Annotated in this window: 12 protein-coding genes and 1 pseudogene; 11 read left to right on the top strand and 2 right to left on the bottom strand. The window is 70.4% G+C overall.

Features of this window, described 5'->3' with window-relative positions; all coding sequences use genetic code 11:
• Positions 1 to 4: 4 nt before the first annotated feature.
• From ELQ92_RS13125 to ELQ92_RS13160, 9 genes and pseudogenes are all read left to right on the top strand, one after another.
• Positions 5 to 499, top strand: a complete 495-nt coding sequence (locus ELQ92_RS13125) for a hypothetical protein (protein ID WP_128499728.1) — start codon at positions 5 to 7, stop codon at positions 497 to 499.
• A complete protein-coding gene (locus ELQ92_RS13130) occupies positions 496 to 1536 on the top strand; it encodes a universal stress protein (protein WP_128499730.1) in 1041 nt (346 codons plus the stop codon). The genes ELQ92_RS13125 and ELQ92_RS13130 overlap by 4 nt, the downstream gene beginning before the upstream one ends.
• Positions 1533 to 4034, top strand: a pseudogene (locus ELQ92_RS13135) (phosphoketolase family protein); the annotation flags it as partial. The gene ELQ92_RS13130 and the pseudogene ELQ92_RS13135, both read left to right, overlap by 4 nt.
• A gap of 21 nt (positions 4035 to 4055) precedes the next feature.
• Positions 4056 to 4604 carry a pyridoxamine 5'-phosphate oxidase family protein gene (locus ELQ92_RS16640; protein WP_243695045.1) on the top strand — a complete coding sequence of 183 codons (549 nt, stop codon included), beginning with the start codon at positions 4056 to 4058 and terminating at the stop codon, positions 4602 to 4604.
• A 98-nt stretch (positions 4605 to 4702) separates the two neighbouring features.
• Positions 4703 to 5713, top strand: coding sequence for an alcohol dehydrogenase AdhP (adhP, locus tag ELQ92_RS13140; protein ID WP_128499732.1), 1011 nt, complete (start codon positions 4703 to 4705; stop codon positions 5711 to 5713).
• 74 nt (positions 5714 to 5787) lie between these two features.
• On the top strand, positions 5788 to 7689 hold the full coding sequence (locus ELQ92_RS13145) for a heavy metal translocating P-type ATPase (protein WP_128499734.1): 1902 nt from the start codon (positions 5788 to 5790) through the stop codon (positions 7687 to 7689).
• 148 nt (positions 7690 to 7837) lie between these two features.
• Positions 7838 to 9538, top strand: coding sequence for a sensor histidine kinase (locus ELQ92_RS13150; protein WP_128499736.1), 1701 nt, complete (start codon positions 7838 to 7840; stop codon positions 9536 to 9538).
• Positions 9535 to 10161, top strand: coding sequence for a response regulator (locus ELQ92_RS13155; protein WP_128499738.1), 627 nt, complete (start codon positions 9535 to 9537; stop codon positions 10159 to 10161). The genes ELQ92_RS13150 and ELQ92_RS13155 overlap by 4 nt, the downstream gene beginning before the upstream one ends.
• A 95-nt stretch (positions 10162 to 10256) precedes the next feature.
• Positions 10257 to 10829: a flavodoxin family protein gene (locus tag ELQ92_RS13160; RefSeq protein WP_128499740.1), complete on the top strand. Its 573-nt coding sequence runs from the start codon at positions 10257 to 10259 to the stop codon at positions 10827 to 10829.
• Between the two features lie 35 nt (positions 10830 to 10864).
• On the opposite strand, the gene ELQ92_RS13165 is transcribed toward ELQ92_RS13160, so the two are convergent.
• Positions 10865 to 11362, bottom strand: coding sequence for a universal stress protein (locus ELQ92_RS13165; protein WP_166426790.1), 498 nt, complete (start codon positions 11360 to 11362; stop codon positions 10865 to 10867).
• Positions 11363 to 11562: 200 nt separating this feature from the next.
• Here ELQ92_RS13165 and ELQ92_RS13170 point away from each other — a divergent pair, with 200 nt between their 5' ends.
• On the top strand, positions 11563 to 12528 hold the full coding sequence (locus ELQ92_RS13170) for a universal stress protein (protein WP_128499744.1): 966 nt from the start codon (positions 11563 to 11565) through the stop codon (positions 12526 to 12528).
• Here ELQ92_RS13170 and ELQ92_RS13175 read toward each other — a convergent pair whose 3' ends face one another.
• Positions 12529 to 12723, bottom strand: a complete 195-nt coding sequence (locus tag ELQ92_RS13175; protein ID WP_128499746.1) for a hypothetical protein — start codon at positions 12721 to 12723, stop codon at positions 12529 to 12531. It abuts the gene before it with no gap.
• Positions 12724 to 12956: 233 nt separating this feature from the next.
• Between ELQ92_RS13175 and ELQ92_RS13180 the strand changes: the two genes are divergently transcribed.
• Complete coding sequence (locus ELQ92_RS13180) at positions 12957 to 13892, top strand: universal stress protein (protein WP_128499748.1); 936 nt, start codon at positions 12957 to 12959, stop codon at positions 13890 to 13892.
• The last annotated feature ends 169 nt before the right edge of the window (positions 13893 to 14061 follow it).

Raw genomic sequence — 14061 nt, forward strand, 5'->3', positions numbered from 1 at the left:
CGACATGGTGCGTGCTCGGATCCTCGTCGACCCCCACGAGCCGGGTACACGCCCGCTCGCCGAGGTCCTTGCCGACGGCATCCGCCGGGGAGGCGTCTTCGCGCACGTGTGCGAAGACGACGTGATGCCGTGGGTCGCCGAGACCAAGCCGTGCGGCGGCGACGAGCTCGTCGTCGCCGCACGTGCAGCAACACCGAGGGCCAGCACGGGGGGAACGGCCGGAACGGACGATACGGCGAGTACGACCGTCGACGCCGCGCTCTGCCCCGCGCGGGCTCCCACCGCACCTCCCAGACCACCTGGGCGGAGGCCGGCCGGGGTCCTGCTGCTCCCCCGTGCGATGTTCAGCGGGAATGAGCAGGATGGCGCGCGACGGTGGGGCGAGTCGCTCGCCATGACCGCTCGCGCCTACGTCGCCACGCGATCACTCGGCGGGTCCGACCGGGAGGACGTTCGACCCTGTGCGCGGGATCACGCCGCGAGGAGACTGCCGGAATGACCACGACAGACGGCTTCACGGCGCCCCTCGGCGAGGAGGGCCCGATCACGGCTCACCCTCGACCGATCATCGTCGGCGTCGACGGTTCTACCGAGTCCATCATCGCGCTCCGGACGGCGGGCCGCGTCGCGGAACTCACCGGGGCCCCGCTCCGGGCGGTCCTCGCGTGGCAGTACCCCAGCGTGGCCTACGACGGCTACGCGACGATGCTCGACTGGTCTCCGGAGGCCCAGGCCCGCGACGACCTCTCCGCCACCCTGTCGACCGCCTTCGGTGCCGCGTCGCCGGACGACCTCTCGTCCTCCACCCGTCCCGGCGCGCCGGCACCGGTCCTCATCGCCGCCGCTCGGCACGCCTCGCTCCTCGTCGTGGGGAGTCGCGGCCACGGCGGTTTCGCCGGGCTGCTGCTGGGCTCCGTGAGCGAGGCCGTCGCTCGGCACTCTCCGTGCCCGGTCCTCATCACGCGCGGCCCGGAGGACGTCGTGCTGCGGAGCCTCTCAACCACTGACGAACGGCCGATCGTCGTCGGAGTCGACGGGTCGCCTGCGTCGCTCGAGGCTCTCCGGATCGCCGGCGACGCCGCCCACCTGCTCGGCAGCCCGCTCCACGTCGTGATCGCCTGGAGGAAGCCGGCATCGTTCGTCGGCGGACGATCGCTTCCGCCCGCCTGGTCACCCGAGGACGACGCCCGTGAGAACCTCCACCGCTCGGCCACTCGCGTCCTCGGTCGCTCGCTGCCGCCCGGGACCGCCCTGCTGACTCGAGAGGGCCCTGCCGCACCCGTCCTCCTCGAGGCCGCTCGCGGGGCGCGAGCCGTCGTCATGGGTGCTCGGGGACACGGCGGTTTCGCCGGTCTCCTCCTCGGCTCCGCGACCGAGGCCGTCATCCGACACTCCCCGGTACCGGTGCTCATCGTCCCCGACTCCTCGGACCGAGCGGAGCGGATCGAAGCCATGACCCCGGCGACTGCCGATGGCGGGCTCCCGCCCCGGCCTGATGCGACGGCGCGCAGCGCCCCCGAGGGAGAACACGAATGACGGTGACACACTCGTCCCCCGTAACGCCGACGGACCCCGCGACGACGACGCCCTCCTCCGGAGCGTTCGCGCGTCCGATCGCCACTCCACCGTCGGATGCGGACCTCGACCGTATCGACGCGTGGTGGAGAGCCGCCAACTACCTCTCCGTCGGTCAGATCTACCTGCTCGACAACCCGCTGCTGCGTCGACCGCTCACGCGGGAGGACATCAAGCCGCGCCTCCTCGGGCATTGGGGGACGACGCCCGGGCTGAACCTCATATACGCCCACCTGAATCGTGTGATCAGCGAACGCGCCATGTCGACGATCTACATCACGGGACCGGGGCACGGCGGGCCCGGCATGGTCGCGAACGCCTACCTTGACGGCACCTACACGGAGCTCAACCCCGAGATCGGGCCGGACGAGTCGGGACTTCGGGCACTGTTCCGCCAGTTCTCCTTCCCCGGCGGGATCCCGAGCCACGCGTCGCCCGAGACGCCGGGGTCGATCCACGAGGGCGGCGAGCTCGGATACGCCTTGTCGCACGCCTACGGTGCCGCGTTCGACAACCCGGATCTCCTGGTGGCCGCGGTCGTCGGCGACGGCGAGGCCGAGACGGGGCCCCTCGCCACGAGTTGGCACAGCAACAAGTTCATCGACCCCGTCAGCGATGGCGTCGTACTCCCGATCCTGCACCTCAACGGCTACAAGATCGCGAACCCCACGGTGCTCGCTCGCATCCCCGAGCACGAACTGATGGAACTGATGAGGGGGTACGGCCACACTCCCTACCTCGTGTCCGGCGGGTTCGACGGCGAGGACCCGGCGGCCGTACACCGGCGGTTCGCCGACACCCTCGACGAGGTGCTCGATCACATCGCGAGCATCAAGCGCGTGGCCAGGGAGGGCACGCTCGAGGGGCGCCCGGCATGGCCCATGATCGTGCTGCGCACCCCGAAGGGCTGGACCTGCCCGCCGACCATCGACGGTCACGCGGCCGAGAACAGTTGGCGCTCCCACCAGGTCCCGCTCGCGAGCGCCCGGGACACCCCTGAGCACCTCCAGATCCTCGAGGACTGGCTGAGGTCGTATCGCCCGGAGCAGCTGTTCGACCACAGTGGCGCACCGGTCCAACGCATCACGGATCTCGCCCCGGACGGCGATCTTCGGATGAGCGCCAACCCCGTCGCCAACGGGGGCGTCCTGAAGCGTGACCTCGTCCTTCCGGACTTCCGTGACCACGCGGTCGACGTCCCCTCCCCGGGTGCGACGGTCGACGAACCGACGCGTGTGCTCGGGCGGTGGCTCGCCGAGGTCGCCCGATCGAACCCCACGACGTTCCGCATCTTCGGACCGGATGAGACCGCCTCGAACCGGCTCGGAGCCGTGCTCGATGTGACCGACAAGCAGTGGAACGCCGGGTATCTGCCGTCGGACGAGCACCTCGCGCGCTCGGGGCGAGTGATGGAGATGCTCAGTGAGCATCAGTGCCAGGGATGGCTCGAGGGCTACCTGCTCACCGGTCGGCACGGCCTCTTCAACACGTATGAGGCCTTCGTGCACATCGTCGACTCGATGCTCAATCAGCACGCCAAGTGGCTGAAGGTGAGTGCGGGCATCCCCTGGCGTCGACCCATCGCCTCACTCAACTACCTGCTCTCCTCACACGTCTGGCGGCAGGATCACAACGGGCTCTCGCACCAGGACCCGGGCTTCATCGATCACGTCGTCAACAAGAAGGCCGACGTCGTGCGCGTGTACCTGCCATTCGACGCGAACACGCTCCTCTCCACCTACGACCACTGCCTTCGCAGCGTCGACTATGTCAACGTCGTCGTCGCCGGGAAGCAGCCGACCTTCAACTGGCTGACCATGGAGCAGGCGATCGCCCACATGACGAGGGGCCTCGGCATCTTCGAGTGGGCCGGCACCGAGGTCGCCGGCGAGGAACCGGACGTCGTCCTCGCGTGCGCCGGGGATGTGCCCACGCTCGAGGTCCTCGCGGCCGCATCGATCCTCCGGGAGGAGATCCCCGAGTTGCGCACGCGGGTCGTGAACGTGGTCGATCTCATGCGACTCATGAGCGAGGGCGAGCACCCGCACGGGCTGAGCGACGGCGAGTACGACGCCGTCTTCACGAGTGATCGCCCCGTCATCTTCGCGTATCACGGCTACCCCTGGCTCATCCACCGTCTCACCTACCGCCGCAACGGCCACTCCCTGCTCCACGTCCGTGGATACAAGGAGGAAGGCACGACCACGACGCCGTTCGACATGGTGATGCTCAACGACCTCGATCGCTTCCGGCTCGTGATCGACGTCCTCGACCGCGTCCCCGGGCTCGCTGCCCGTTACGCGACACTCCGGCAGCGGATGGTCGACGCGCGCCTCGAGGCGCGTGCGTGCACGCGCGAGCACGGTGAGGACCTTCCCGCCGTCGCCGAGTGGACGTGGGGCCGCCGTCGATCGGAGCGACCGGACGCCGCCGCGAGCGCAGCGGCGAACACCGGAGGGACAACGAATAGGGGAGGGCTCATGAACCGACACGACGAGTTCGTCGAGGAACTGTCGACGGCGGAGTGCTGGCGGCTGCTCGAGCGGGCGGACGTCGGCCGTCTCGCCGTCGAGGGCACCGACGGCTCCCCGGACGTGTTCCCCGTCACCTACGCGGTGCACGCCGGCCACGTGTACTTCCGCACGGCGCTCGGGGCGAAGCACATGGACCTGACGAGGGCGCCGGCCGTGGCGTTCGAGGCGGACGGAAACGACGGCGTCTTCCGCTGGAGTGTCGTGGTCCGCGCGGTGGCCTCGGCCGTCCGACTCCTCGACGACGCCCCGCTCTCGGCCATCCTCCCCGCACATCCGACGGAGAAGGCGATTCTCGTCCGCCTCGTTCCGGCCTCGATCTCCGGCCGTCGCTTCCACGACGCGCGTGTGAGCGTAGGAGCTGCGCTTCGCGACGACCGCACTCCACCTGTGGATCGGAAGCCCGTCCCCATCGCTCACCATCCCCCACTCGCGGGAGCCGCGGAGGAGCAGGCGGACGAGCAGGCGGAGGAGCCGAGGGGGGACCTTCGGCCCTGACGCACGAGCACCCGATGACGAAGAGTGGAGTTGCGATGGAGACCGCGTGAATCCATCACCCCAACGGATCAGTCACGCGATGACCAAGGACAGGACCCATGAAGGCAGCCGTCGTCACATCGTTCACCACTCCGCTCGAGGTCGTCGACCGCGATGTTCCCGAGCCGGGGCCCGGCGAGGTGCTCATCCGCCTCGAGACGTGCGGGTTGTGCCACACGGACATCCACGCCGCTCACGGCGACTGGCCCGTGAAGCCGCAACCGCCCTTCGTGCCCGGGCACGAGGGCGTCGGCATCGTGGAGGCGCTCGGCGCGGGAGTCACCGAGCGCCGTGTCGGCGAGCGCGTCGCGATCCCGTGGCTCGGCTTCGCGTGCGGAAACTGCCGATACTGCATCGACGGACGCGAGACGTTGTGCGAGCAGCAGCGGAACAGCGGCTACTCCGTCGACGGTGGCTTCGCGGAGCACACCGTCGCCAACGCGCGATTCGTCGTCCCGGTGCCCGACGGCGTCTCCTCCGTCGACGCCGCTCCCCTGACGTGTGCGGGTGTGACGACGTACAAGGCCGCGAAGGTCGCGGACATCGTCCCCACCGAACGCGTCGTCGTCTTCGGTATCGGCGGTCTCGGACACCTCGCACTGCAGTACGCGACCATCTTCGGCGGGACGGTGATCGCCGTCGACGTCGAGGACGCCAAGCTCGACCTGGCGACGGAGCTCGGCGCCTCGCACGTCGTGAACGCCGCGAAGGTCGACCCCGTCGCGGCGATCACCGCTCTCGGCGGCGCGGACGTCGCGATCGTCCTCGCCGCATCCCCTCGGGTGTTCGAACAGGCGTTCTCCTCCCTGAACCGTGGCGGTCGCCTCATCTGCGTCGCCCTCCCGGCGGAGGAGACGATGTCGGTGTCGATCTTCGAGACGGTCCTCAAGGGCATCTCGATCATCGGCTCGATCGTGGGCACACGACAGGACCTCACCGAGGTGTTCGAACTCCACGCCGCCGGTCGCACCCGCGTGATCGCCGAGACCCGGTCGCTCGACCAGGTCAACGAGGCGATCGACGAGGTGCTCTCGGGCAAGGCTCTCGCGCGACTCGTCTTCGAGTTCTGACGCGAGAAGGCGGGGCACCGCGTCGCCTGAACGCGGTGCCCCCGCCCATGCCGGGAGGGGAGGGGAGGGCGGAGATGACACTCGTTCCACGCCGCGACGACGCACCGCGGGCGGCTCCGGCGGCTCCGGCGGGTCCGTCGGTGCCCTGGCGTGTCGTCGCGGCGGCACGACGATACCCGTTCGTGCTCGCGACCATCCTCGTCGGCGCCGTCGGCCTCGTCTTCCTCGTCCTCGGCTGGCCGTGGGCCGAATGGGTGCCCGCGACCGCCGCCGTCACCATGGCCATACGCTCCAGCCTGCGAATGATCCGCGACCTCCGCTCGGGATCGGTCGGCGTCGACGTCCTCGCGATCACGGCCATCATTGTCGCCGTCACCGTCGGCGAGGTCTGGGCGGCTCTCGTGATCGTGCTCATGCTGACAGGCGGCGAGGCCCTCGAGGACTACGCCGCCAGCCGAGCGAAGCGCGACCTGAGCGCCCTCGTCGCCGACGCTCCGCGCACGGCGCATCGGATCGATCGGGACGGGACGCTCACCGATGTCCCCGTCGAGGCGATCCGTCCGGGTGACGAGCTCCTCGTGCGATCGCACGAGATCGTCCCCGTCGACGGGGTCCTCGTGGGGGGCACAGGGGTCTTCGACGAGTCGACGCTCACGGGCGAGAGCGTCCCGGTCGAGCGGGTCGCCGGCGACGAGGTCCTGAGCGGCGGGATCAACGGCCCGGCGCCCGTGAGGATCCGTGCGATCCGCACGGCGGAAGCCAGTCAATACCACCAGATCGTCGCGCTCGTCGAAGCGGCGTCCGCGAGCCGGTCCCCCCTCGTGCGGCTGGCCGACCGGTTCGCGATCCCGTACACGCTGCTCTCGCTCGGCCTCGCCGTCACGGCGGGCCTGCTGGCGGGCGATCCCGTCCGCGTCGCCGAGGTGCTCGTCGTCGCGACCCCCTGCCCGCTCATCATCGCAGCGCCGGTCGCGTTCCTGGCGGGGATGAGTCGCGCTTCGCGGAGCGGCGTCATCATCAAGGACAGCTCGAGCCTCGAGCGACTCCACCGGACACGGACCGTCGCCTTCGACAAGACCGGGACACTGACGCACGGATCGATGGCGCTCGTCGCCGTGCGTCCGGAGGAGGGCGACGGATCCGAGCTGCTGCGACTCGCGGCGTCCGCCGAGCAGGCGTCGACGCACGTCCTCGCGGGCGCGATGATCGCCGCGGCCGACGCGCACCGCCTCCCCCTCTCCTCACCCGAGGAGGCCGAGGAGACGACGGGAAACGGGGTGACGGCGACGATCGCCGGAACCGTCGTGGCCGTCGGAAAGCGATCGTTCGTCGCCGCCCACATCGGAGCCGACGTCGCACCGACGCCTCTCGACGCCGGCGAGATGGCCGTCTACGCGGCGATCGGTCGCCGGTTCGCCGGGGCACTCGTGTTCCGTGACGACGTCCGGGCCGAAGCGGGCGCAACAATCGACGACGTGCGGGCGCACGGCGTCCGTCACGTCATGATGCTCACGGGCGACGACCGCGTCACCGCCGACCACGTCGCGGCGGCCGTCGGCATCGACGACGTGCGAGCGGGGTGCCTGCCGTCGGACAAGGTCGCGGCGATCGCCGCCGTTCGCGAGCGCCCGGTGGTCATGGTGGGCGACGGCGTCAACGACGCCCCCGTGCTCGCGGCGGCCGACGTCGGGATCGCGATGGGAGCGCGCGGTTCGACGGCGGCGAGCGACTCAGCCGACATCGTCCTCTTGCGGGACGACCTCTCGTGCGTATCGCGGGCCCTGCTCATCGGTCGAGAGACGGTCACCGTCGCTCTCCAGAGCATCGGGATCGGCATCGCCTTGAGCATCGCACTCATGATCGTCGCCGCGGTGGGCCTGCTCCCGGCTCTCGTGGGAGCCTGGTTGCAGGAGGCGGTCGATGTCGTCTCCATCCTCTGGGCTCTGCGCGCGGTCGCAGGAGCCCGGTCGACGTGACCGTTCGCCCCTGACCTGCTTGGTATGAAACCGGACCCGATCCGGACTCGATCCGGACGCCAGTCGCCTGTGCGCACCGACGGGCCCATACTGGGAGGCGGGCCGTCGCGTGAGACGGTCCCGACCGCGCACTCGAGGGAGGCTGAGCGTGAGCGCTTCTGACGCGGCGGACGTGACCGATCGCGGCCCCGACAGCGAGAGGTCCCGACTCGACGCGTGGGGCGGGCGCGTGCTGGAGTCGCAAGAGCGACTCAGATCCCTTATCAACGCGAACCGGGCGATGGTCGACGAGCTCGATCTCGAGCGTGTCCTCCGCACCGTCGTCGAGGCCGCCGTCGATCTGGTCCACGCGCATTACGGCGCTCTCGGCGTCATCGGCCCGGAGGGCGGGCTCGAGCGGTTCATCCACGTCGGCGGAGAACCTGACCTGCCCGAGGTGATCGGCCACTACCCCCACGGACGCGGGCTCCTCGGCGCGCTCATCGACGACCCCCACCCGATCCGCCTCGAGCATCTCTCCGAGGACCGCAGGTCGAGCGGTTTCCCGGCCGGCCATCCGCCCATGGACAGTTTCCTGGGCGTGCCGATCCGGGTCCGGGACGAAGTGTACGGGAACCTCTACCTCACCGAGCACAGCGGCGGCGGGTTCAGTGCCGAGGACGAGGAGCTGCTCGTCGGTCTCGCCGCGACGGCAGGCGTCGCGATCGACAACGCGCGGCTCTTCCAGGAGACACGACGCCGGCAGCAGTGGAGCGCCGCGTCCGCCCAGATCGCCGCCTCGCTCCTCTCGGGCGGGCAGGACGACGCGCTCGCCACGATCGCGGAGGTGACCGCTCAACTCGCCGACGCCGAGGTCGTGTGCGTCATCCTCCCCCACCGCGACGGCGAGCTCATCGTCGACACCGTCGCCGGGGCCGACGGCGACCGTTTCCGGGCGATGGTCTTTCCCCGGGAGGGGAGCCTGACCGCGCATGCTCTCGACTCCGGGGCACCCGTGCGCCGAGACCGCCTCGGCTCCGTGCACACCTCGGAGTCCGATGCGTCGATGATCCTCGGCCCGTCGATGATCCTCCCGCTCCTCGCCGATGACGCCACGATCGGTGCTCTCTCGGTCTCCCGCGTCGAGGGCCGACAGCGGTTCTCCGATTCCGACCTCGAGCTCGCGGCCGACTTCGCGGATCAGTGCGCGATCGCGCTCGCGCTCGAGCGGGGGCGCGCCGACCGCGAGAAGCTCTCCGTCCTCCAGGACCGGGGCCGCATCGCCCGGGATCTGCACGACCACGTGATCCAGCGGCTCTTCGGCGCCGGGCTCAATCTGCAGGCGGCCGGGTCGGAGATCGCCGACGATCGGCTCCGGGAACGGGTCGAGGAGCAGGTCACGGCCCTCGACGAGGCCATCGGCTCGATCCGCACCGCCATCTTCGCGCTCACCTCGAGACGCCCACGGGAGTCGGTCAAGCACCGCATCATGGACGTCGTCACGTCTCACGACCACACCGGCGGGCCGACACCACGGCTGCAGTTGAGCGGGCCCATCGATTCGTCCCTCCCGGACGACATGGTCGATGACGTCATCGCGGTCGTGACGGAGGGGATCTCGAACGTCGCCCGGCACGCCCGGGCGTCGTCGGCGTCGGTGACCGTCGCCGCCGAGCCCGACCGGCTCGTCGTCCGCGTCGAGGACGACGGGCGTGGCCCGGCAGGAGGAACCCGTCGGAGCGGCACCGGGAACCTCGCGGAGCGCGCGGCCCGGTGGGGCGGCACCTTCTCGCTCCGACCACGCGAGCCCTCCGGTTCCCTCCTCGAATGGACCGTTCCGCTGACGCAGTCAACAGGGAGACGAGCATGACCACGGTATTCCTCATCGACGATCACGAAGTCGTCCGGCAGGGAGTCGCCGGACTCCTCGGCCGGGAGCCGGACCTGACCGTCATCGGCGAGGCTTCGACGGCACGAGAGGCGCGTCAACGCATCGCCGCGACGATCCCGGACGTCGCACTGATCGACGTCCGACTTCCCGACGGCAACGGCATCGACGTCTGTCGGGACATCCGGTCGGCGCACCCGGAGGTGCACTGCCTGATCCTGACGGCGTACGACGACGACGACGCGATGTACGCGGCCGCCCTCGCGGGAGCCGCCGGCTACGTCCTCAAGGACATCCGGGGGCAGAAGCTCATCGAGAGCATCCGCGCGGTCGCGGCGGGGAAGCGGCTCATCGACCCGCACGTCCGCCGCACCGTCGTCACCGAATCGGCGCCGCCCGACGACCGCATCGAGGTCGCCCTGTCGTTGCGCGAGCGGCAAGTGCTCGATTCGATCGCCGACGGACTCACGAACCGTCAGATCGGCGAGAAGCTCGGGCTCGCGGAGAAGACGGTCAAGAACTACGTGTCCTCCCTCCTCGACAAGCTCGGCATGGAACGGCGGACGCAAGCGGCCGTCTACGGAGTCGAACACCGCACTCCCTGACTCCTCGATTCCCTGACCCCTCGGTCCCGACGACGGGGACCTTCGGCCCTGGGGAACGCCACCACGCCCGAGCATCCTGGGGGTGGAGGTACACAATGAACGTCGTCATCGTCTACGAGTCCATGTTCGGCAACACCCGGTCGATCGCCGAACGCATCGCGCGGGGCATCGAGCATCGCCGAGCGACTCCCCCGCACCGGATCAGCGTGACATGTGTCGCGGACGTGACCGCGGCCGATGTCGCGGAAGCCGACCTGCTGGTCGTCGGCGCGCCCACCCACGCCCATTCCCTGCCTCGCCCGGAGAGTCGCGCCCAAGCGGCCGACTGGAGCGCCGATCCCGAGCGGCATCTGGAGCTCGAGGAGCATGCGCTCGATCGGGGCGTGCGGGAGTGGCTCGACGGGCTTCCCCCCGCAGACACCCTCTGCGCGGCCTTCGACACGCGCGCCGACATCCCGAAGCCGCTCAGCGGCGCGGCGTCGCACCGCATCACACGCCGACTCGCTCGGACCGGTCGCCGGAGCGTCCTCGCGCCCGAGAGCTTCCGTGTCACGATCGGGAGCCACCCGGAGGACGAAGAACTCGACCGGGCGGTCGTGTGGGGGAAGAGCCTCGCCCTCGCGACCGAGATCCTCGTTCGCGACCGGACCTCGACCGGCGCCCCGTGAACCCGGACAGGAGCGGGGGAACCCGAGAGCAGCGCTCACGGTCGTCCCCGCCTCCCGGGTCCGCGGCTCGATGGGGGCACCACGAGGACCGGGCACCGGGCGTGCCGGACGCACTGGTCGCTGACGGAGCCGAGGAGGAGCGCCGCGAAGCCCCCGCGACCGCGAGAACCGACGACGAGCATTCGCGCGGTCTCCGCAGCGTCGAGGAGCACCTCGGAGGCATGACCGAGCGTCGCCCGACACACGACCGAGACCGACGGATGCTGCGCGACGAGCGCCGCGACGTCCTTCTCCAAGCGGGCGCGCACGGCGTCGTCGACCTCCGCGACGGGAGCCACGGTTCCCTCGGCGAAAAGGGTGCCGGGAGGCGCGGTGTCGATCGTCCAGGCGCGGACGATCTCGACGTACGCCCCCGCGCCCTCAGCGATTTCGAGCGCTTCCTTCAGCGCTCTCTCCGCTCCGGAGGAGCCGTCGTGCCCCACGACGATCACACCCCGTCGTCCGTCCTCCTCGGCCCTCGTGTTCTCGGCCATCATCACCACTCCTTCCGTCGGCGCCCCGGACCTCTCCGGACCGCGCTTTCGAGTGTCGGTCGTCGAGCAGGCCGTTCACAGTGCCGAAGGTCCTCCCGACGGGACCAAAGCCTCTAAGGCGACGGTCGCCGTCGGCGGAGACTGTGAGGGATCGGTGGTCCACTCGATCGGGCGCCGACGATCACGGAGAGGACGACATCATGACCACCACCATGGGATCCCTCGGATCCTCGCCCCTGCGACCGGCGCTCCCCGCCGGGCCCGCGCGATCGCCCGAACGGATCGTGCTGGCCCTCGATCCGACTCCGACCTCGAACGCCGCGCTCCGGTGGACCGTCGAGAGGGCTCGGCGCTCCCGGGTCGTCGTCGACGTCCTGACCGTGTTGAAGCCGGACCCCGTCCTCGGCGATGTCGTCATCGAGGAGGTCATGCTGAACGGCGAGCGCGTCCTGCACCATGCGGCGGACGCGTTGCGGTCGGTTCTCGACGACGACGCGTTCCGGACCCTGCTCTCGTGGGGCTCCCCCGCCCGGGAGATCCTCGACGCCTCAGAGGACGCCGACCTCCTCGTCGTCGGGACAGGGAACGCGAACCGGACCCCGGTGTTCCACCACCCGTCGATGGCCGTCCGGCTGACGACGGTGGGGCGCACGGACCTCGCCGTGATCCCGGAGGATTGGCAGGCGTCGGCGATCCCTGCGCGCGTCGTCGCCGGGATATCGGGCGGTGTCGACGATCGCGTCACGATCGCCGCCGCGGCCCGCGAGGCCGAACGACTCGGGGCGCGCCTCGAGCTCCTGCACTCCTGGAACCGAGCGTCCTTCGCCGCCGCGATGGGATCGGAGCTCGCGATGGACTTCACGCTCTACGAGGACGCCCACCGGAAGATCCTGGATGCCGCGGTCGAGGAGGCGTCGGAACACTATCCCGAACTCGAGGTCGGCGGCATCCTGAGCGACGTCGCGGTCAGCCGGGTCCTCCGGGAAGCAGCCGAAGGCGCCGCACTACTCGTCGTGGGCTCGCACGGCACGACGGCGTTCGACCGCTTCTTCGTCGGCTCCACGAGCCACGACGTCGTCGCCGCACCCGTGTGTCCGACGCTCATCGTGCGTTCCCGGACCCGTCGCTCCGTCGAGGTGCCGAGGCGGCCGCGCAACGATTCGTGATCAGGCGGGCTCGCCCGCCTCGCCGTCGTCGTCGGCCGGTTGCGCCCCGTCATCCGGGTCGAGGATCTGCAATTGGTCGCCGATGTCCTCCCCGAGGTCGTCGCCCGGCTCCTCAGGAGGAGCGGAGGCGGGGTCCGGCTGCTCGAGATCGTCATCTCCTCTGACGTCTCCCGTGTTGTTCGAGTCCTCGAGCATGATGTGTCCCTCTCGTCCGTGGCCGTCGCGTGTGGAACGACCGTAGGACGACGCCGCTGCGGGCGGCAGGGCCTACCGCTTCCGATGGTCGGCTGCTAACACCCCGGCCGCGACTGTCCTCTCCCGCGGCCGGGCCGCGGGACGAAGGACCCTGTCGTCGATGGGGCGATGAGCGCACGCTGTCGGGTACGACCCCGCACCACCGTCATCGAGACGATCAAGGAGGATCCGTCATGACCACCACCCATTCCCCTGAGCGACACCACCCCGTCGACGCGACCCCGGTCGATACGACGATCGGCGTCGGAGTCGACGGATCCGTGGAGTCGACCGTCGCGCTCGCATGGGCACTCGAGCGCTCCCGCCGCACGGGAGAGCCGGTCCGACTCGTCACCGTCGTGGAGGAGGAAGCCGGATCGATGGGCATCGACTTCGCCGAGCAGATGACGAGGGAGGCGTCCGCGCGCATCGCGGCCGTCGGTCGATCCGTCCGTGCCGAGAGGCCGGACGTCGCCGTCGAACTCGATGTGGTGCACGGCCCCGTCGCGTGGGCGCTCACGCATGCGGTCGGACCGGACGACCTGCTCGTGGTCGGCACGCCGGCCGGTGACACCGTCTCCGACCATGTGCTCGGCTCGCGGAGCGTCCAGGTCGCGGCGGCCGCACGTGGTCCCGTCATGGTGGTCCCTCCGCTCGTCGGCACCCGGCGGCGCGGGGTCGTCGTGGGGATCGAGACCGCGGGGGACGTCGAGTCCCTCGTCCCCCTCGGTCTGGCGGAGGCGGGCGCCCTCGGCGAGCCCCTCCTGTTTGTGCACTGCGCACAGCAGGACGGGGCCGGCTCGAAAGACGTCATGGCGGCCGTCGAGAACGCGCTCGCCGGCGTGGAGGCCGACCCCCGCGTCGAGGTGAGCACTCGCCTCCTGCACAGCGATCCGGTGACGGGACTCACCGGGCTCGCGGCGGGTGCTTCCCTCCTCGTCCTCGGGCGATCACGGGCACCCGAACTGAACCCCCTCGGCACGACGTGTGACCGTGTGCTCGGGCGGGCTCCGGCTCCCGTGCTCATCGCTCCGATCCCGGCGGTCACCACGGCCGGGATCGGCATCGGGACGGGCGACGATCATGCCCGCCGTTCCTCCACGGGCGGAAGGACGTCGTCGTCCGTGTGAGACCGCGGTCCGTCACCGGTCGCCGCTTCACTCCGTCCAGGCAGGAGGAGGAGGAGTCGTTCCCGCTCGATGCTCCCGACTGACTGACTGACTGACTGACTGATTGCCGAGAGACCGACGACCTTCCCGCGTGGCACGGCTCGCTCGAGGCCCCCTGGGAGTGCGTGAA

Source organism: Labedella populi (genome assembly GCF_004078655.1).
In the GTDB taxonomy this organism is placed as follows: Bacteria; Actinomycetota; Actinomycetes; order Actinomycetales; family Microbacteriaceae; genus Labedella; species Labedella populi.